Origin of the sequence: Mesorhizobium sp. M0478 (assembly GCF_040321305.1) — a bacterium.
Lineage (GTDB): Bacteria > Pseudomonadota > Alphaproteobacteria > Rhizobiales > Rhizobiaceae > Mesorhizobium.
Genome location: NZ_JAMYRH010000002.1, coordinates 402,296 through 420,083, shown reverse-complemented (window position 1 = coordinate 420,083; position 17,788 = coordinate 402,296). Strand labels below are relative to the sequence as shown.

The 17,788-nt window shown below is 61.1% G+C and carries 19 protein-coding genes and 1 tRNA gene; 8 read left to right on the top strand and 12 right to left on the bottom strand.

Annotation, left to right across the window (positions count from 1 at the left end; translation table 11 throughout):
• The first annotated feature begins 44 nt into the window (after window positions 1–44).
• Complete coding sequence (locus NKI64_RS06415) at window positions 45–839, top strand: TrmH family RNA methyltransferase (RefSeq protein ID WP_352667065.1); 795 nt, start codon at window positions 45–47, stop codon at window positions 837–839.
• Window positions 840–877: 38 nt separating this feature from the next.
• Here NKI64_RS06415 and NKI64_RS06410 read toward each other — a convergent pair whose 3' ends face one another.
• Both NKI64_RS06410 and NKI64_RS06405 read right to left on the bottom strand, forming a co-directional pair.
• Window positions 878–2,038 (bottom strand): coiled-coil domain-containing protein, encoded by a 1,161-nt coding sequence (locus NKI64_RS06410; protein ID WP_352667062.1) that lies wholly within the window; start codon window positions 2,036–2,038, stop codon window positions 878–880.
• Window positions 2,039–2,186: 148 nt separating this feature from the next.
• The gene (locus NKI64_RS06405) at window positions 2,187–2,723 is read right to left on the bottom strand and encodes a DUF1134 domain-containing protein (RefSeq protein ID WP_245259859.1); all 537 of its coding nucleotides are present in this window, start codon (window positions 2,721–2,723) and stop codon (window positions 2,187–2,189) included.
• A gap of 391 nt (window positions 2,724–3,114) precedes the next feature.
• On the opposite strand from NKI64_RS06405, the gene chpT reads away from it, so the two are divergent.
• Window positions 3,115–3,744: a histidine phosphotransferase ChpT gene (gene chpT, locus NKI64_RS06400; protein ID WP_023669947.1), complete on the top strand. Its 630-nt coding sequence runs from the start codon at window positions 3,115–3,117 to the stop codon at window positions 3,742–3,744.
• Window positions 3,745–3,987: 243 nt separating this feature from the next.
• Window positions 3,988–4,356, top strand: a complete 369-nt coding sequence (locus tag NKI64_RS06395; protein ID WP_023821625.1) for a response regulator — start codon at window positions 3,988–3,990, stop codon at window positions 4,354–4,356.
• Between the two features lie 85 nt (window positions 4,357–4,441).
• Here the strand turns inward: NKI64_RS06395 and ctrA are convergent, their stop codons facing one another.
• On the bottom strand, window positions 4,442–5,137 hold the full coding sequence (gene ctrA, locus NKI64_RS06390; protein ID WP_006203583.1) for a response regulator transcription factor CtrA: 696 nt from the start codon (window positions 5,135–5,137) through the stop codon (window positions 4,442–4,444).
• Between the two features lie 449 nt (window positions 5,138–5,586).
• On the opposite strand from ctrA, the gene NKI64_RS06385 reads away from it, so the two are divergent.
• Window positions 5,587–5,964 carry a flagellar export protein FliJ gene (locus NKI64_RS06385; protein ID WP_352667397.1) on the top strand — a complete coding sequence of 126 codons (378 nt, stop codon included), beginning with the start codon at window positions 5,587–5,589 and terminating at the stop codon, window positions 5,962–5,964.
• Window positions 5,965–6,072: 108 nt separating this feature from the next.
• On the opposite strand, the gene NKI64_RS06380 is transcribed toward NKI64_RS06385, so the two are convergent.
• Window positions 6,073–6,474 carry a winged helix-turn-helix transcriptional regulator gene (locus NKI64_RS06380; RefSeq protein WP_023669944.1) on the bottom strand — a complete coding sequence of 134 codons (402 nt, stop codon included), beginning with the start codon at window positions 6,472–6,474 and terminating at the stop codon, window positions 6,073–6,075.
• Window positions 6,475–6,566: 92 nt separating this feature from the next.
• Between NKI64_RS06380 and NKI64_RS06375 the strand changes: the two genes are divergently transcribed.
• Entirely contained in the window at window positions 6,567–7,496 is a 930-nt protein-coding gene (locus tag NKI64_RS06375) for an NADP-dependent oxidoreductase (RefSeq protein WP_352667059.1), read from the top strand.
• Window positions 7,497–7,560: 64 nt separating this feature from the next.
• On the opposite strand, the gene sciP is transcribed toward NKI64_RS06375, so the two are convergent.
• A complete protein-coding gene (gene sciP / locus NKI64_RS06370) occupies window positions 7,561–7,836 on the bottom strand; it encodes a CtrA inhibitor SciP (RefSeq protein WP_013529904.1) in 276 nt (91 codons plus the stop codon).
• A gap of 255 nt (window positions 7,837–8,091) precedes the next feature.
• Between sciP and mnmA the strand changes: the two genes are divergently transcribed.
• Window positions 8,092–9,282 carry a tRNA 2-thiouridine(34) synthase MnmA gene (mnmA, locus tag NKI64_RS06365; RefSeq protein WP_352667056.1) on the top strand — a complete coding sequence of 397 codons (1,191 nt, stop codon included), beginning with the start codon at window positions 8,092–8,094 and terminating at the stop codon, window positions 9,280–9,282.
• Window positions 9,283–9,346: 64 nt separating this feature from the next.
• On the opposite strand, the gene NKI64_RS06360 is transcribed toward mnmA, so the two are convergent.
• The gene (locus NKI64_RS06360; protein ID WP_023699712.1) at window positions 9,347–10,306 is read right to left on the bottom strand and encodes a Gfo/Idh/MocA family protein; all 960 of its coding nucleotides are present in this window, start codon (window positions 10,304–10,306) and stop codon (window positions 9,347–9,349) included.
• Window positions 10,307–10,542: 236 nt separating this feature from the next.
• Here NKI64_RS06360 and NKI64_RS06355 point away from each other — a divergent pair.
• A tRNA-Met gene (locus NKI64_RS06355) sits at window positions 10,543–10,619 on the top strand.
• Here the strand turns inward: NKI64_RS06355 and NKI64_RS06350 are convergent.
• The 4 genes from NKI64_RS06350 to NKI64_RS06335 form a co-directional block, all read right to left on the bottom strand.
• Window positions 10,576–12,204, bottom strand: coding sequence for a recombinase family protein (locus tag NKI64_RS06350; RefSeq protein ID WP_031201392.1), 1,629 nt, complete (start codon window positions 12,202–12,204; stop codon window positions 10,576–10,578). The two genes, NKI64_RS06355 and NKI64_RS06350, sit on opposite strands and share 44 nt — an antisense overlap.
• Window positions 12,205–12,674: 470 nt before the next feature.
• The gene (locus NKI64_RS06345; protein ID WP_023686247.1) at window positions 12,675–13,130 is read right to left on the bottom strand and encodes a helix-turn-helix domain-containing protein; all 456 of its coding nucleotides are present in this window, start codon (window positions 13,128–13,130) and stop codon (window positions 12,675–12,677) included.
• Window positions 13,131–13,137: 7 nt separating this feature from the next.
• Window positions 13,138–13,449, bottom strand: a complete 312-nt coding sequence (locus tag NKI64_RS06340) for a hypothetical protein (RefSeq protein WP_352667053.1) — start codon at window positions 13,447–13,449, stop codon at window positions 13,138–13,140.
• The gene (locus NKI64_RS06335) at window positions 13,418–13,819 is read right to left on the bottom strand and encodes a hypothetical protein (RefSeq protein ID WP_352667050.1); all 402 of its coding nucleotides are present in this window, start codon (window positions 13,817–13,819) and stop codon (window positions 13,418–13,420) included. The genes NKI64_RS06340 and NKI64_RS06335 overlap by 32 nt, the downstream gene beginning before the upstream one ends.
• Before the next feature lie 137 nt (window positions 13,820–13,956).
• On the opposite strand from NKI64_RS06335, the gene NKI64_RS06330 reads away from it, so the two are divergent.
• Window positions 13,957–14,199 (top strand): helix-turn-helix domain-containing protein, encoded by a 243-nt coding sequence (locus NKI64_RS06330; protein ID WP_023699715.1) that lies wholly within the window; start codon window positions 13,957–13,959, stop codon window positions 14,197–14,199.
• Window positions 14,200–14,284: 85 nt separating this feature from the next.
• Here NKI64_RS06330 and NKI64_RS06325 read toward each other — a convergent pair whose 3' ends face one another.
• Both NKI64_RS06325 and traA read right to left on the bottom strand, forming a co-directional pair.
• Complete coding sequence (locus NKI64_RS06325; RefSeq protein ID WP_023669907.1) at window positions 14,285–14,500, bottom strand: helix-turn-helix transcriptional regulator; 216 nt, start codon at window positions 14,498–14,500, stop codon at window positions 14,285–14,287.
• 129 nt (window positions 14,501–14,629) lie between these two features.
• Complete coding sequence (gene traA, locus NKI64_RS06320) at window positions 14,630–17,677, bottom strand: Ti-type conjugative transfer relaxase TraA (RefSeq protein WP_352667045.1); 3,048 nt, start codon at window positions 17,675–17,677, stop codon at window positions 14,630–14,632.
• Between the last annotated feature and the right edge of the window lie 111 nt (window positions 17,678–17,788).

Here is a 17,788-nt window from a genome sequence, read left to right as displayed (position 1 = left end):
TCGCTCCTTACCTCGCTGACGATTTTTCGCCGGCCGAGGTATTGATGGATCCGATCCAGATCGACGACGCGCGCGATCCGCGGGTCGCCGCCTATCTCGACATCCGCGAGCGCGATCTCACCGGCCGCCATGGCCGGTTCGTTGCCGAAGGCAAGGTGGTGCTGGACGTCCTGCTGTCAGCCGGACGCTTTGCTGCGGAGTCGGTCCTGGTCCTCGAAAACCGGCTGGCCGGGCTCGACGACATCCTGCGCAAGGCCCCTGCCGACCTGCCGGTCTACGTTGCGGCAAGCGCCGTCATGGACAGGATCGCCGGCTTCCACATGCATCGCGGTATATTGGCGATCGGCAGCAAGGGCACGCCACAGCCCGCCGAGGCCTTGCTCGACACCTTGCCTGCCGAAGCGTTGATCGTCGTTCTCATCGGCATCGCCAACCATGACAATATCGGATCGATCTTCCGCAATGCCGCCGCCTTCGGCGCCGATGCCGTCTTCGTCGACGCCACCTGTTGCGACCCACTGTATCGCAAGGCGATCCGCGTCTCCGTCGGCGCCACGTTGAAGGTGCCCTTTGCGTCCTTCGGCGACACTGAAGCTTTCATCGCGAAGCTCGGCGAGTTGGGCTTCGGCCAGGTCGCTTTGTCGCCGCGTGGTGAGGCTGACATTCGCGATGCCGCGCGACCGAAACGACTGGCGCTCTATCTCGGCACCGAAGGCGAGGGCCTCCCGGAGAGCCTGCTTGCCCGCCTGCGGACGGTGCGGATCGCGATGTCGGAAGGGTTCGACAGCCTGAATGTTGCTGCCGCGTCAGCCATTGCGCTGCACCATTTTTCGCCCTGATAGGCGTAGTCAGGCAATTTCAAGCCGGGGCTTGAAACTCAGCTCGGCAAATCTGCCTTCTGCAACGCCCGGACGCGATCGGCGAGGCTGGTGGTTCCTGACCGCGTTTCCTGCGGCGCCGCCAGCGCCTTGGCGATCGGTGAATCCGGTCCTTCGAGCTTGGCCGTCAAATGGACGACCTCAGCCGCCAGATTGTTCATCTGTTCGCGCAAGGGAGAACCGGCATCATTGCCATTGCCGGGGCCATTCCCGGGCTTCGCGGATCCAGAACCGCCAAGCTCCGCCTTCATCCGCTTGTTTTCGCGGGCCAGCGTCGTCAGCCTGGCTTCGAGCCGCTCTCGGTCGCCTTCGAGCTTGGCGAGCGTCTTGTCGATGTCCTCGTTCCTGGCGCGGGCACTGTCTTGCGCACCAACCAGGCCAGCAGCCGCGGCGCCTCCTGTAGCCTCGCCCTTCACCCGCTCGCGAAGCCGGGCCAGTTCCTTTTCGCGGCGATCGAGCTTGTCCTCGCGATCGGCAAGCGTGGCGAGCAGGCGCTCGAGCTTTCTGTCGAGGTCGGCGGTTCTTTTCTTTTCGGCCTTCAAGGCATCGCGCGTGGCCTTGCCTTCGGCGACGACTTCCTGATGGCGCTTGTCGGCCTCCTTCCGCTGGCCGCGCAGCACTGAAATGTCGTTGGCAAGTTTTTCCAGCTCGGATTCGCGAGCCACCAGTTCGATCTGACGATTGCTGGAGGAGAAGGACGCGTCGTCGTACATATGTTCGAGCTTTTCCAGCTCGAGCGCGCGCTTTTCCATCATGCGCTCTGTTTGTGCAAGCCTATCCGACAGCTGTTGTATCTGCTGCTCGCGATGCAGCAGCAATTCGTTTTTTTCCCCGAGCTCCGAAAGCGCCTGCTTCTTGTCCTTGCGCTCGACCGCCAGGCCCTTCAGCGCCTCGCGGCCGCGATTGATTTCGACGAGTTGCTCATTCGCCTGCTCACGCAGCGTCTTGATGCTGATTTCGAGCCGGCGCGTCGTCATGGCGAACTCGGCCCGCAAGCTGTCCTTGTCGGCCTGGATCTCGGCCAGCGTTCGCGGCACCGACGCCTCGACACGCTTGCGTGTCAGCGCGACCGCCCGCCGCCAGATGGCCGGCGCGACCAGCAGCGCCAGAAAGCCTGCGCACAGAAAGCCGAGGGCGAAGAACAGGATCGACTGAACCAAGGTGACTACCCGTTACGGGCGGGCCGCTATCCGGCAACCGCCAAGTCTGGACTTTGCCAATGACGCAAATCCAGCGCTGCGGCAAGGGTTTGCCGCAGCTGCACCGGGTCAGAATCTGTTGATCGGGTCGAAGTGTGGTCGGAATCGCTCAGAAAGGATTCCAGGTCGGCCTCTGCGTCAGCTTCAGATAGCCGAGATTGACGCCAAGCCGCGCGCCGACGCCGGTGCGGATCGGCACCAGCAGCACCCTGTTGTTCTGCAGCACGTTGAAGCCGACGCCGGCCACGACATAGGCCGAACCGGCAACGCCGCCGAACCGATTGTAGAGATTGCTGACGTCGTCGAGGTTATAGACGAGCATCATCACCCGCGATCCCTCGCCGCCGAAATCCCAACCGAGCGAAGGCCCTTGCCAGAACACCTTATGGTCGCCGGCATTCTTGGTGTAGAGCGTACCTTCGCCATAGGTCAGGCCCCCGATCAGCGCGCCGGATCCCTCTTCGCCGAGCAGATAGCCATTGGGCAGGCCGTAGGAGGCAAAAATCTTCTCGACGACGGTTGCGAGACCGCCCGACGTCGCGCCGAAGAACTTGTGACCGGAATCGACGATCTCCTGAGCGGTGTATTCCTGTGCCCGCGACGCAGAGGTTGAGAAAGCGAGAGCGCCCATGAGGGCAATCGCCATGAAGAAGACGCGGACAAACGTCCGGTCGTAGAATCGGGAAACCATGCTTCCAATCTCCGTCAGGGAGCACTTTCGCCGACGCCTCGCACCCCGTCCGGCTCTTTAGGCGGCCGTTAAGGATGACTGTTACGGGCAAACTATGCCGTAATCCTTTTTCAACCATTAACCTCCCACATGAACATGGCGGTTCGAAGGCTGTTTCTGACTGTCTGCACGGGCTCCCATCCTGTGCAAAGATGCCGTTTTTCTCACAAGAATTGTGGATTGTTGCTGCACGCTCGGGCGCTGTGTATTCAGAATGCCTGGGGGGAGAGAGCGTGATTCGGGTGGTGAGCGTGGCTGTCGGCCGCGCGGCCACCAGGATGTGAATTTTAGCAGGGATTTTTCGCCGATGGCTGAGCTTTTCTCTCTCTCCGCACCCGATCTCGCAGCGTTGTTGTGCAGCCGAGTCTGCCACGACATCATTTCGCCGGTCGGCGCCATCAACAACGGCCTTGAACTCCTGGACGAGGGCGGCGCCGACGAAGACGCCATGAAACTGATCCGGCAGAGCGCCAGAAACGCTTCGGCCCGCCTGCAATTCGCCCGCATCGCCTTCGGCGCCGCCGGTTCGGCGGGCATGATGATCGACACCGGCGATGCCGAGTCCGTCGCCATCGCCTTCCTGAAGAACGAGAAGCCGGAATTGATCTGGAACGGGGTTCGCGCCCTGCTCCCCAAGAACAAGGTCAAACTGCTGCTCAATTTGCTGCTTGTCGCCAATGCCGCCATCCCGCGCGGTGGCAGATTGGTGGTCACGCTGGAAAACCTCGACACCGAGCCGCGCTTTGCGCTTGCCGCAAGCGGCCCGATGCTGCGCGTGCCGCCGAAATTCCTCGAACTCCATTCCGGCAACAAGCCCGAGGAGCCTATCGACGCCCATACCGTCCAGCCCTACTACACGCTGCTGCTGGCGCGTGAGGCCAACATGACGATCTCGATTCACGCGACCGCCGAAGAGATCGTGCTGTCCGCGGCCTGAGCGAAGCCGTTCGGCAGGACGCCGAGCATCAAGAACAATCAAGTATCTTTTCCCTCTGATATTTGCGGCAATTCAGAACAGGCAAGTTTCATTGCCGGCAACGCCCCTGCAGAATGGGGCTGCAAACGACATGTTTGTAAAAACTTTACCTAACGGCTTTTCTGCTTCTTTACCAGATCGGCCTAGTGTGCATCCCGATACCCGGATGCCGCCGGTTCGCCCCATGGCAAAGAGGACCCGGAAATGAAGCGCTGCATGTTTGTCGACGATTCGAGCGTCATCAGAAAGGTTGCAAAACGGATTCTTGGCGGCTCCGACATGGTGGTGATCGAAGCAGCAACTGGACTTGATGCTGTCGAGATGTGCGCTGCCGAGATGCCTGATGTGATTGTCGTCGACGGCGCCCTGCCGGACATGCAAGCGGTCGACGTCATTCGCCAGGTTCGCGCCATGGAGAGCACGATCAAACCGCAGATTCTGATCTCACTGGTCGAGGTCGATGTTGCCTCGATCATGAAGGCAAAGCGCGCCGGCGCCCAGGGTTATCTGTTGAAGCCGTTCAACCGGACGCAACTGCTCGAACGTTTTCGTACCTTGAAGGTTGCCGCCTGATTCGGCTCGTTTTCGGCCAAAAAGGACAGCAAAAAACCCGGCCTGAGCCGGGTTTTTTGCAATGGTTCAATCGGATGGTGTTCGCTCAGGCGCTGACGCGGATGTCTTCCGGCTCGCGCAGCACATAGCCGCGACCCCAGACCGTCTCGATGTAGTTCTGGCCACCGGATGCTGCGTCGAGCTTCTTGCGCAGCTTGCAAATGAAGACGTCGATGATCTTCAGTTCCGGTTCGTCCATGCCGCCATAAAGGTGGTTGAGGAACATTTCCTTGGTCAGCGTGGTGCCCTTGCGCAGCGAGAGCAACTCCAGCATCTGGTATTCCTTGCCGGTCAGATGCACGCGCTGGCCGCCGACTTCGACGGTCTTGGCGTCGAGATTGACCACTAGGTCGCCGGTGGTGATGACCGACTGGGCATGGCCCTTGGAACGGCGCACGATGGCATGAATGCGGGCGACCAGCTCGTCCTTGTGGAACGGCTTGGTCATATAGTCGTCGGCGCCGAAGCCCAGGCCGCGCACCTTGTCCTCTATGCCGGCCATGCCGGACAGGATCAGGATCGGCGTCTTCACCTTGGACAGGCGAAGTGTCCGCAAGACTTCGTAGCCGGACATATCGGGAAGGTTGAGGTCGAGAAGAATGATATCGTAATCATAAAGTTTACCGAGATCGACACCTTCTTCGCCGAGGTCGGTCGTGTAAACATTAAAACTTTCAGATTTGAGCATCAGCTCGATGCTCTGAGCGGTTGCACTGTCGTCTTCTATCAGCAGAACGCGCATTTCATTCCCCTTTTCTGCCGCCGGACCATGTCACAACCCATCCGGGACCGGAGCAGTGATTGCCTGAACAGAGGCTGCCATCGAATGGTTAACAAAACCTAATTCCGCACCAAGGACGGTACCAGATTTTTTAACCCCTTTCTACACCCTCTTGAATCTAATGATGAATCACAGAACCAAATCGCTAATGCAACACATTAATAAGTCGGACTAAGTGACTCAAGGGACTCGCTGGCCGGCTTCCGTATCGGGAGCCGGAATTTTTACCCGGCCTTAAGTCCTCGCCCTTATGATTAACAATGCGCGTAAACGAATGGTTACCGCCGGCAAAAAACTTTAGGGATTTGTTTCCCATAGTTCGGGGAATGCCGGTGGATACGGGCGGCGCCAGGCCCTGGCGGGCGGATTGGACGATATGTGCAGGTGTGCGTTTCCGGGAGTACCGAATCATGAAGTCACGTGAAAACCTCGTTCGGCTGAAGCAATTTCAGGTGAATGAGAAGCGGCGGCAGCTGCTGCAGCTCGACATGATGATCGCCGAGTTCGAGCGCATGGCCGTTGAACTGGAGCTTCAGATCACCGCCGAGGAGAAGAAGGGCGGCATCACCGACATCAATCATTTTGCCTATCCGACCTTCGCCAAGGCGGCGCGTCTGCGCCGTGATAACCTCAGAAACTCTCAAAGCGACCTCGCCCAGCAGCGAAGCGCTGCCGAATCATTACTCGGCGAAGCTGAAGCGGAGCTTTCCAAGGCCGAGATGCTGGAATCGCGCGACACCAAGATCCGCGACGCGGAACTCGGCGGTCGCAGCGCCATGATCGGCTGACGGCAGGGTTTTAACCCGACCGGCGCCGCCTGACGCCGCGCTTTGCTTTGCGTGTAGCGCGCCAAAAGGCTCCGGCGCTGCTGACCTGGCCGCAAGGCGGCCGCAGCTTCAGGCCCGTGTCAAATCCCCGTCCTGGTTCGCCGCCGCCCTCGCCCGCGCTTGCTTGATATCAGGCACATGCTCTTCCGACCAGGAGCGTATCTGGGTGAGCAGCCCCGCCAGGTTCTGGCCAAGTTCGGTCAATTCATATTCGACCCGCGGCGGGATCACCGGAAAGATTTCGCGCCGCACCAGTCCGTCGCGCTCGAGGACGCGCAGCGTCTGCGTCAGCATTTTAGGCGTGATGCCTTCGAGCTTACGCGCCAGTTCCCCATTGCGCATCCTGCCACGGCGCAGCGCACAAACCGTCAGATAGACCCATTTGCTGGCCAGCATCTCGAGCACGGCGTGCGAAGGACACGTCCGCTGGAAGGCGTCATAGCCGGAGCCGCAATCATTATCACTATCCATGAGGTGCCTATATATGGAAAAGGTACATACTGGACAAGGGAATATTACTATCCAAATGATAGTGGCACAGAAGCCCCCAGCAGGAGCCTCCCATGCGTGCCGTTGTCCAGAATTCAGTCGGCGGACCCGACGTCCTCGTCATCGCCGATCGCCCCGCGCCCTCGCCCAAGTCAGGCGAAGTGCTCGTGCGCGTGCATGCTGCCGGCATCAATCCGGTCGATGGCTCGGTGCGCGCCGGTTACTATCCTTTGCTGGGCGAACCGCCCTTCACTTTGGGCTGGGATATTTCAGGCACGGTCGAGGCGGTGGGCCCAGGCGTCGATGGCGGCCTCAAGGTCGGTGACGCCGTGTTCGGCATGCCGCGTTTTCCCAAGCAGGCCGCGGCCTATGCGGAGCTCGCTGTGGCCCCGGCCGATGAAATCGCACCGAAGCCGCAAGGCATCGACCACAATCATGCCGGCGCGCTGCCGCTGGCCGGCCTGACCGCCTGGCAAGGCCTTGTCCGCCATGGCGGCCTGAAGCGCGGCCAGCGCGTGTTGATCCATGCTGCGGCTGGCGGCGTCGGGCATCTGGCGGTGCAGATCGCCAAGGCGCACGGCGCTTATGTCATCGCCACCGCCAGCCCGAAGAAACTCGATTTCGTCCGCTCGCTCGGCGCCGATGAAGTGGTCGACTACACCAAGCGAGATTTCACCGCCGAGGTCAGCGACGTCGACCTGGTGCTGGAGCCGATGGGCGGCGACCATGCCGACCAATCGCTGACAGTCCTGAAGGACGGTGGCGCCCTGGTGTCGCTGCTCAATGTCCACGACACCACCCGAGCCAAGGCTGCTGCGCGTGGGATCCGCGTCGAGCGCATGTCCGTCGTGCCCGACCGTGAAGGCCTCGTCGAACTTGGCAAACTGGTCGATGCGGGAAAGCTTGCGGTCCATGTGGCAAAGGCGTTTCCGCTCGAACAGGCGGGCGCCGCGCACGCTTTTCTCGCCACCCGGCCGATCGGCAAGGTGGTGCTGACGGTCTGAAGCAGGCATTACCGACAGGCAAAAGGGCGCGGTCACCGCGCCCTTTTCTGTTGTGGTCCTGGCTCTAGTGCCGGTATTGCTGGATGCGCGTCGTGCGCAGCCCGGCAAGGCCGTATTCGTCGATCGACGCTTGCCAGGACAGGAATTCCTCGGTGGTCAGCTTGTAGCGCTGGCATGCCTCGTCGAGGCTCAAAAGCCCGCCGCGCACCGCAGCAACCACTTCCGCCTTGCGCCGGATAACCCAGCGACGTGTATTCGTCGGCGGAAGATCGGCAATCGTAAGAGGGCTGCCGTCAGGCCCAATAACATATTTGACTCGCGGTCTAACAAGATCGGTCATCGTACTCTCTACTAAAAACTCAAAGACCCAATCCCCACCACATTACCGCCACAGCTTTAAAAATTGCCTAAGCGAACCCTAATGAGTAGGTAAGGATCATGAACGCCGCGTTAGTCTTTTCGTCGGCATTTGAGGCAACGGCGGACAGACGCGCAATTTTCCCGCAAAATCGGCACCGCCGCAAAGCTGGCGCCGCTGGTGTGGTTGACCTATATTCGCGCCACTGCCATTGAAGCGCCGCAGAACGAAAGAACCATGAACAGCCTCGACCTTCCCGCCAGCCCGCAAAACACCCGCATCGTCGTCGCCATGTCGGGCGGTGTGGATTCGTCTGTCGTTGCAGGCCTTTTGAAGCGCGAAGGCTATGATGTCGTCGGCGTGACGCTGCAGCTCTACGACTATGGCGCGGCAACGCACCGGGCCGGGTCGTGCTGCGCCGGCCAAGACATTGACGATGCCCGCCGCGTTTCCGAGACACTGGGCATTCCGCATTACGTGCTCGACTATGAGGAGCGCTTCCGCAAGGCGGTCATCGACCCGTTCGCCGAGAGCTATGTCGCCGGCGAAACGCCCATTCCGTGCGTCTCTTGCAATCAGACGGTGAAGTTCGCCGACCTTTTGGCCACCGCCAAGGACCTTGGCGCCGATGCGCTCGCCACCGGCCACTATATCCGCTCCGGCGCCAATGGCGCCCACCGCGCGCTGTTCCGGCCCGTCGATGCCGACCGCGACCAGAGCTATTTCCTGTTCGCCACCACGCAGGCGCAGATCGACTATCTGCGCTTTCCGCTGGGTGGGCTGTCCAAGCCTGCGGTGCGTGCCATCGCCGAAGAAATGGGGCTGACCGTCGCCGCCAAGCAGGACAGTCAGGACATCTGCTTCGTGCCGCAGGGCAAATATTCCGACATCATCGCCAAGCTGAAGCCGGCTGCCGCCAACCCAGGCGACATCGTCCATATCGACGGCCGCGTGCTCGGTCGCCATGACGGCATCCTGCGCTATACGATCGGCCAGCGCCGCGGCATCGGCATCGCCTCGGGCGAGCCGCTTTACGTCGTCCATCTCGACGCCGACCGGGCCCGCGTCATCGTCGGTCCGCGCGAGGCGCTGGAGACGCACAAGATCTATCTGCGCAACATGAATTGGCTGGGCGATCGCGCGCTGTCCGACATTCCGGCCGCCGGCATGGAGCTGTTCGCCAAGGTGCGCTCGACGCGGCCGCCGCGCCCGGCCGTGCTGCATCACCGCGCCGGCAGCACCTTTGTCGAACTGGTCGACGGCGAGTCCGGCATCGCGCCCGGACAGGCCTGCGTGCTCTATTCCGACGACGGCAACGAAGCCCGCGTCTTCGGCGGCGGCTTCATCGAGCGCTCCGAGCGCGGCGCCGAGGCCGAAGCCATGCTCAGCCGGCTCGCAGCCAGGCCGGCGCAGATTCCCGCTGAGTAAACACTACCCTCTCGGAGACAGTTTTAGTTTCGATCTGCCTTAAGAGCAGGGTTTCGAAACGGTCTCAGGACTTTGTGTGCGTGACTGTACCCGCCGTCAGGATGCGCAGCACCCTGATGGCTTCCTCGCCGCTGGTGCGCGGCTCGGCCCGCGTCTCGATACACTGGATGAAGTGCTCAAGCTCGCGTGTCAGCGGCATGCCCTGGCCGACCGCGACATAGGACGGCTCGTTGGTGGTGAAGGCCCACTGGCCGCTGTCCTGCCACACCGCGTGGCGGTAGACGGCCAGCTTGCGCTCCCATGGCTCGACATCGTCGAACACCGCCATTGCCTTGGTGCCGACCACGGTCAGCCGCCGCTCGCGATAGGGATTGAGCCGCGAGGTGAAGAGATGGCTGCGCAAGCCATTGGGAAAACGCATGTGCAGATGCGCGAAATCGCTGAGATTGTCGAGGAGTGCGGCCCCCTCGCCCCTGACGTCGATCGGCTCGGTGCCGGTGATGGCCAGGATCATCGACAGATCGTGCGGCGCCAGATCCCACAGTGCGTCGTTCTCGGTGTGGAATTTGCCGAGGCCGAGCCGGTGCGAGTGGATGTAGCGAACCTCGCCGAGCTCGCCATTGTCGATCAGCGCCTTCAGCGTCTCGAAGGCGGGATGGAAGCGCAAGACATGGCCGACCATGAACACGCGGCCGTTGTCCCTGGCCGCCTGCACGGCGCGCTCGGCGTCGGGCACGGTCAACGCAATCGGCTTTTCCACCAGCACGTCCTTGCCGGCCTCAGCGGCGCGCACGGCAAGATCGGCATGGAACTGCGGCGGCAGCGCCATCACGATGGCGTCGATATCATCACGCACGAACAGCTGGTCGGGCTCGATCGCCAGGCAGTCCTGCTCGCTGGCAAAGCCTTCGGCCCGCGCCCGATTGGCATCGGAAACCGCATGTAGCGCGCCGAGCGCCTTGAGGGTGCGGATGTGGTTGCTGCCCCAGTATCCGCAACCGAGGACTGCAATGCGCGGCTTCATCAGCTTCAAACTCTAATTTCTTGGCCGAGACATAGCGGCGTGCCCCTTCGAACTCAACCCCGGTGGCTTACTGGAGATGCCAGCCCGGCAAAGCTTTTACCGGCGACAATATGCCGGCGCCCCTCGCGCATCGATGCTTGACAGGCTCGCCCTCCCAACCTTATATCCGCGCGACCTTGGCGAACGCCTCGAAATGCCTTTCGATTTAAGGCGGATTTCGGGCCTTTCGCCGCCCTGGCGGGGTAGCTCAGTTGGTTAGAGCACGGGAATCATAATCCTGGGGTCGGGGGTTCAAGTCCCTCTCCCGCTACCACCATTCCCCCCGCTCGTTTGACGCCGTGGGGGAAGGCACCCTCGCCCAAGAGTGCCGTTAACCGCCCAGCGATTTCGACTTCGACGCCGCCGATCCTCGATGGATCTCGAAACACCGTGACGGTTTCGACCAAGTCGCGCATTGCCTCTGCACATTCGGAATCGCCAAAAGCAATGCCCTTAGCAAGCCCGGTCCGAAGTTGGTTTAGTTGTTCCTCGTAGCGAGCGAGCACCGCAGGGTGCAGCGCGATCACTCCCGTAGCGGCGGGCACCCGATCCAACTCGGCTAGAATGCCCTTACGCTCTTCATTCAGCGTTGTTGATTGCGGTCCCAGCACGGCTGGGTCGCCATAGCCCTTGGCAATGGCGTTGACCAGGCGCTCGATCTCCCGAGTTAGTTCTTCAAGCCGTCGCTCCAAACGGCTGCGCCTGGCATCGGTGTCGGCTGCCAAGCGCTTCCGTTCTTCGTGGTAGGTCTGGACGTACTGGGCAATCACTTCGGGATGGCGCAACTCGGCGGAAAGGCCGTTCAGAACTGCAGCTTCGACCGTATCCAAATAGAAGGTCTTGGGATCGGCGCATGTTCCGCTTTCAGTCGCGGCGGAACAGCGGATGCGAATGCGCTTGGACTTGTCCACGCCTTTCGACGACATTCCCGCACCACAGGCACCACACCTCAGGAGCCCCGTCAACATGTGCCGTGGTCGGCGCTGGTGGCTTGGATGAGTGGCTGCACGCGCCTTCTTGCGTGCTTGTGCTGCGTCGAACAGGTCGGACGGAACAATAGCGAGGTCGGGCACTGCGACTACTCGCCAGTCACCCTTGGGATTTGGGCGCGAGACACGTTTCCCCGTGTCAGGATCCTTGATCATTCTGACCCTGTTCCAGATCAGGCGGCCAGCATAAAGCTCATTGTGAAGCAGCCCCGTCCCTCTCTGCACATTTCCATTGATGGTGGAGGCATTCCAGGCACGACCGCGAGGCGGCGGTATGCGGTCTGTGTTTAGATCGTGAGCGATATCGCGCGGGGTTTGCCCTGCGACATACTCTCGAAAGACACGACGCACGATTTCCGCTTCATCCTCTGCGATCATCCGCTTCCCGGGATCGCCTAGCACGTACGAATAGCCATAGGTCAGACCGCCGGCGTGAAGCCCTTTGTTGACTCGGCCGGCTTGGCCCCTGCGGACTTTGTGAGCGATGTCCTCTCGGTATAGCTGGCCAACGAGACCGCGCAGGCCGACCAAGACCGTGTTCACCACGCCTTCGTGAACGGCACGAATTTCGATGCCGAGAAATGAAAGGCGTTTGTGAATGCCCGCAAGGTCTTCCATGTCGCGCGAAAGCCGATCAAGTGCCTCTACGACGAGCACGTCGAATTCGTGCTCACGCGCTTTGTCCATGAGCTGAAGTAATCCGTCACGGCCCAGGACGGAGCCACCGGAGCGTGCTCGGTCGTCAAACGTTGCGACAACGTTCAACCCCTCACGTTCTGCATATGCTCGGCACAAAGCGAGTTGATCGTCGATTGATCGCTCATTTTGGAGGTCGGTTGAGAAGCGTGCGTAGATCGCGGTTCGAGTCATGATAAGTTTTCTCGGCCTGTTCACGCTCGTGGTCTTCGCGAGCCGCTTGGCGCGCAAGTGCTTTTGCAAGGCGCAGAATCGCTCTATCAGGCGCTCGGAACAAGGCCCTTTTTTGGTGCCTCACAACCATTGCGAGTAGCGCTCGCTACGGATCGGCTGGGCTTCTGCTGAAAATAAGAATGCGCGGCTTGGTTCGATCCTGCCGAGATCATGATCTTGGTCCATGTCTCCCAGATGCGCGCATGCAGGAGATGAGAAAAGCCATCAAATTGATTAGTCGCAGAATTGGATAGCAAGGCGTGCTTTTCGGAAATCCGTAAGTCCCAACCTCAAGCCGCAAGCTATTCCGGGCGGCTCTGGAGAAGCTCTCAGGCATGTCTGGCGGGATCGCCTGACTACACCCACCGCCGTCTTTCCGAGGTTGTAGGCAACAAGTGGCGCGGGCCCTCACGACCTCCTCAACCTCGTTTCTAATACTCGTCTGGGCATTGCACAGGATCGATTTCCTTTCCCAATTCAAAGAGCAGAGACGACACGCGGTTGCGCACACGCGGGGGGAGTCGCATCAGCCTTTCGATCAAGCGTCTGCCTTCCGCGCTGGCGATGAATCCCAGGCGTTCGTCTACGGTCAGGAGCGGAGCGGTTGCCTCGCCATTGCCCGGCAGACCATCGAAGAAGCGGCTGACAGGAACATCCAGCGAGCGGGCGATTTCGTAGAGCGTGGAAGCGCTGACGCGGTTGCGCGCGCTTTCGTATTTCTGGAGCTGTTGAAAGCTGATGCGGATCGCACGGGCCAGTTGCGCCTGCGAGACGTCCGACTGGACTCGCAGAGTCGCGATCTGCCTGCCGACGTGACGGTCGGCCGGATGGGGACCGACCTCACCGTTAGGTGCCACACCGCTTTGAAAACGATCCAAGATTTTCATCAAGGCTTCACCTGCTCTGTGAGTTTTGCTGCTTTTCTGAGCTTGGGTTCGTCGCAACGTCTAAACGGTGAAGACGGACGAGGTCATTCAGTACCGATCGGATGTGCGGCCAGGGAAAATCGTCTGGATGTTCCCAGTGCTCACCGTCACGCAGGATGACCTTGAGCTTGGCCAAAATGCCTTCGATGGACGTGGCCGCTGTCTGCGGTAGATCATCCAGAAGTGCCCCTTCGACTGTTTCCGATTGCCGGATCAGTTCGTCTGTTCTCGAATAGCCGATCTCAGCATCAGCAGCGTCCCAGCGCGCCTGGTGTGCCACGAAATCCGCAAGCGCCACTGCCCCATTCGACTTCATTTTCAGGAGAGTGGGCATCGTTCAGGCTCTCGATGGAATGGAGCGTCACGTCCGTACCATCGGCAAGCCGCACCTTGGCGCAGGGAAAGCCAACTATCCTGGCGAGGTGTGTCTCCAACCGCTGCTGTTCGCGGCACAGCGCCAGTGTCTCATCATGGATTCTTTGCCAGCTCCCACACAGACGAAGAGCAGGATCGGCCGCGCTGCCGTCCGTCAGTTCGCCAGCCAGCGATTTTGCCTGGAAGGGCCATGCCGCCGCGCCCGTGGCCGTTCCCGTCAGCAAGCGCCGCCGGGTGATGAAAAACAAATTCATGCTATCGTCGGAATCATCCATGATCCGAGCTCCAAACAGCTTTGCATGGTTGGTGATACAGCCAAACGCTTTGGCGGCCTCAGCTAAATATCTGAATTTAAGATAACTGAAAATCAGATATAAAGGAAGCCCCCATCTGAGTTCAGATGAGGTGATAAGTGGTCGATACACTCGGTACGAATCGGCACAAAGCTTTGATCGCGCTGCTGATCAAAAACCGTGAAGCGGCAGGCCTTACGCAAGTTGAGTTGGCAACCAGGCTCGGCCAATACCAATCGTTCGTAGCTCGACTAGAAAGCGGACAGAGACGTGTTGATGTCGTGGAGTTTATAAACCTCGCCGAGATTCTCGGTTTTAGCGCTCCGTCAGCCATCAAGAAGCTATCGGAAGTAACAGGTTGAGCGATGGGAGCGTGTGACCGCGCTAGTGCAAATTGACAATTTGCAGAACCGGCAAGGAAGCCCCCAGGTTGTTGCACCTACCCGTTCAATCGGACCTCTTCACCTCAGCCTTCGACCCCCATCGAATGGGATCCTCAACCCAGCGGTTGATCTCGGATTCATGCCACCCGGCGCCATTGGTGCTGATCCTCAGTTGAGCCGGGAACGTGCCGTCGGCGATCTTGCGATAGATTGTCGAGCGGGACAGGCCGGTCCTGGCGAGGACTGTTTTGAGACGAACGATACGATCCGGCTCGGACATAGCTTGCGTCCACCTGAATGGTTGTTGCTGATTTCTGTTGGGACAGACAGGACGAACCCATGCCGGAGGCAATCCGATTTTTCGCTTCATCCGCCTGTAGCGTGAAAACGGTGGCAAATCGGAGGGGTGTCAGAGCCCAAGGCCCCGCCCCTTTCCGATGCCATGGCTGAATGCCAGTTCCACACCCAGACGCCGGCCGGATTCGACCTCGATGCCAAGCGCCTTCTTATGATTGGCAAGCATGGATTCAAGCTGCGGATCGCGTTCAAGGCTCTTGGCCATATCGGACATGGCCGAGCGCGTTGACTTGTAGCCGGACATGTCGCCGGCCTGATATTGCTCCCGTCCCGTCCGATCGAGCTTTTGCCAGCGTTCGACGAAACGGTCGGCGCGGCGGCCTGGATCGATGTCCATCCCGGTGCGGATTTCCGTCTCAAGCTGGAGAGCAAGCACGATGCGGCGGACGCGGCCAGCCCCCGCCTCGTGGACAAGTTCGGGATTTTTCACATAAGCCGCTTCGGCATCGCGCCAGCCAAAGGGCCGCACCTTCTCGAAGGCCCTACGGGCATCCCTCAACTCGCGCATCTGCTCGGGACTGCCCAGCCCATCCGCATCTCCGTTGTGCGATATCGCGTCGATAGCGCGCGCGTGACGAATAAGCGCCTGGGTGCGAGCGCTGCGCAACGCCGCTTCCGCGTCCACCGGCACAGACGTGTCGCGCTGCGCTCCTCTGGCGGAAGCTTCCCTTCCAGGCGCGGCGACGGCATCGTCGCCTCGCGCTCCACCGTCTTCCCTTCCCGGCCTGCGCCCAAGGTCTTGGTCAAGCCCGGCGTCGCCAGGCGAGCGCAACCCGTCCAGCAGCCCGCCGATCCTGTCGCGAAGCTTCTCCGGAACGATGCGGCGCACGATCTCTATCACGCGCTCGCGGAAGGTTATGCCGCGCCGCTCGGCATAGCTCTGCGCCGGGTCGACCTTCTCGTAATCCGACGCCATGTCCTTGGCGCGGTCGCGTGACAGCGTGCGGACCAGCCGTTCGGGGGTCGCGAAGTCATCGGCCCCATAATGCAGCTCCATCCTGTCTCGATGCCGCGACAGTGCGACGTAGCTGCCATGCGCATCCATGCCCGGCGTGGCGAGCACATGGGTCCGGTCGACGGTCATGCCCTGCGCCTTGTGAATGGTTGCGGCATTGCCGTGGTCGATGTGCGCGTAGTCTTTCAGGTCGAACCGCACCGACCTGCCATCATCGGTGCGCACGGTCATGCCTTGTTTGCTGACTTCTTCCACAATGCCGAGCGTGCCGTTCTTGACGCCAAGCCCGCGCTCGTTGCGCAAGAACATGACCCGGTCGCCGCTGGCGAAGTTTCTTGGGCCGCGTTCCACATCCACCTGAACCTCGTCGCCGAGATCGCCAGCAGCGCGCATGCGCTCGCGCGCTGCCTGGTTGAGCGCGCTCACCTCGTTGTTTGTGTGGGTGAGGATGATCCGGCTTGCCTCTGGATGCGCCTGCCTGTCGCGATCCCAGCGCTCGACGAGTTCAGCTCGCGCCTCGTCGCGCGTTGCAGCCTGATGCACCATGCCTTGCGCATCGTAGGTGCCGATCGCGGCGCCGATCCTGCCGGTTGCCAGATCGCGCGTGGCATCGCGCTGCCAGTCCTCACGCTGCCGGCGAACCTGACCGATTTCGACGCCGCCATGACGCTCGTGGATGGAACGGAATGCGGCGCCGGCCTCGATCGCCTGCAACTGCTGCGGATCGCCGACGAGTACGACTTTTGCGCCAACGTCGGCGGCATGGGAAAGCACGCGCTCCAACTGGCGCGTGCCGACCATGCCGGCCTCATCAATCACCAGGACATTGCGAGCTGTGAGCAGATCGCGGCCCTGTCCCCAGCTATGCTCCATACTGGCGATGGTGCGTGATGAGATGCCTGATCCGCCTTCCAGATTCTCGGCGGCAATGCCGGAGAGTGCGGCGCCTCGAACCTCGTAGCCCGCCGCTGCCCATGCCTGGCGCGCAACGCCCAGCATGGCGCTCTTGCCCGTTCCGGCAAAGCCGACGACGACACCAAGACCGTTTCTATCGGTGATATGCGCCAGCGCATCGGTCTGCTCGCTCGAAAGGACAAGCCCGCGTTGCGCTGCGCGCGCCAGTGCCGCCTCGCGATGTGCGTTACTCACCGCGTGTCTCTCGTCCAAATCGATACGCTCCGCAGCGCGGTGAAGGCGCTGTTCGGTGTCGATCATCTGCCGAGTGGTGAAGCGATCTTCGCCACGTCCGTCCTTGCCGAGTTCAATCAGATCGGGTGCGTTGCTGATGGCTGCCACGACCGCGTTGAACTGCTCCACTCCGTCGCTGTGCCGATGCGAGAACTTCGCAATGTCCTTTCGGGTGAAAGTCGATTGCTGGTGCGTGATGGCATCGAGCGCCACGGATGGATCGGCAATGATGCGCGCACCATTGTTGCGCGCGATGTCGCGATGCAGTTCGGCGCGATCTGCTTCAATGTCGCTAGCAGCAAGGCCACTGCCCTCAATGCGCTGTGCTGGCGCACCAATCTGGGTTTGCGGCTCCAGTGAAATGCCCTGCGCTTCCAGACTGCGATGATCGATGTGCGCGTCGATGTCGAGTTCGGCCAGGCGTTCATTGGCCAGCTCCGCCCATCGCTCGCGCCAGCGCTCAACCAGCTGGGTAGCATTCCAGTCTCGAACCTTGGCGCCAAAACCATTCTCGTCCACGGCCCGCATGGTCAGCATGACATGAGCATGCGGCTTGGGGCTTCCATCCTCTGCGCGGTCCCAGTGCACATTGAGATCGGCGACCATGCCCCGGCTTACGAACTCAGCCTGAACGAAGTCGCGCGCCAACTCGATGCCTTGCGCCTGGCTGAGTTCACGCGGGAGCGCAAACTCGACCTCGCGGGCAAGTTGCGCATCCTTCCTCACCTCGAACGCCTCGACATCGTTCCAAAGCCGTTCGCGGTCGCGCCAGGCCTCCGGTGCATCCTCCGGCAGCATCACCTCGGAATGAACGACACCGCGCTTGGCGGAGAAGTCGTGGCTGCGTTCTATCCGCTCGTCACGCAGCCGCGAGGCCGAGCGGTAGGCGGCGGACGCCACAGCGCTTGAGCCTGCCTTGCGGCCAATGACCTTGACGTGAAGATGATAGATCGCCATCGCGACCAGATCATTTGCACGTCAAAGCCCACGTCGGCACGACGTATAAGCGCGCCCTCCCTCGAAAAAATCTCGGGATGGACCAGCCCGTCCCGGGCTGTCTCGGCGACC

Coding starts and splice junctions, on each gene's coding strand:
- NKI64_RS06415 (WP_352667065.1), top strand. CDS start 45: ATGGATCCGATCCAGATCGACGACGCGCGCGATCCGCGGGTCGCCGCC.
- NKI64_RS06405 (WP_245259859.1), bottom strand. CDS start 2,723: ATGGCGATTGCCCTCATGGGCGCTCTCGCTTTCTCAACCTCTGCGTCG.
- chpT (WP_023669947.1), top strand. CDS start 3,115: ATGGCTGAGCTTTTCTCTCTCTCCGCACCCGATCTCGCAGCGTTGTTG.
- NKI64_RS06395 (WP_023821625.1), top strand. CDS start 3,988: ATGAAGCGCTGCATGTTTGTCGACGATTCGAGCGTCATCAGAAAGGTT.
- ctrA (WP_006203583.1), bottom strand. CDS start 5,137: ATGCGCGTTCTGCTGATAGAAGACGACAGTGCAACCGCTCAGAGCATC.
- NKI64_RS06385 (WP_352667397.1), top strand. CDS start 5,587: ATGAAGTCACGTGAAAACCTCGTTCGGCTGAAGCAATTTCAGGTGAAT.
- NKI64_RS06380 (WP_023669944.1), bottom strand. CDS start 6,474: ATGGATAGTGATAATGATTGCGGCTCCGGCTATGACGCCTTCCAGCGG.
- NKI64_RS06375 (WP_352667059.1), top strand. CDS start 6,567: ATGCGTGCCGTTGTCCAGAATTCAGTCGGCGGACCCGACGTCCTCGTC.
- sciP (WP_013529904.1), bottom strand. CDS start 7,836: ATGACCGATCTTGTTAGACCGCGAGTCAAATATGTTATTGGGCCTGAC.
- mnmA (WP_352667056.1), top strand. CDS start 8,092: ATGAACAGCCTCGACCTTCCCGCCAGCCCGCAAAACACCCGCATCGTC.
- NKI64_RS06360 (WP_023699712.1), bottom strand. CDS start 10,306: ATGAAGCCGCGCATTGCAGTCCTCGGTTGCGGATACTGGGGCAGCAAC.
- NKI64_RS06350 (WP_031201392.1), bottom strand. CDS start 12,204: ATGACTCGAACCGCGATCTACGCACGCTTCTCAACCGACCTCCAAAAT.
- NKI64_RS06345 (WP_023686247.1), bottom strand. CDS start 13,130: ATGAAAATCTTGGATCGTTTTCAAAGCGGTGTGGCACCTAACGGTGAG.
- NKI64_RS06335 (WP_352667050.1), bottom strand. CDS start 13,819: ATGGATGATTCCGACGATAGCATGAATTTGTTTTTCATCACCCGGCGG.
- NKI64_RS06325 (WP_023669907.1), bottom strand. CDS start 14,500: ATGTCCGAGCCGGATCGTATCGTTCGTCTCAAAACAGTCCTCGCCAGG.
- traA (WP_352667045.1), bottom strand. CDS start 17,677: ATGGCGATCTATCATCTTCACGTCAAGGTCATTGGCCGCAAGGCAGGC.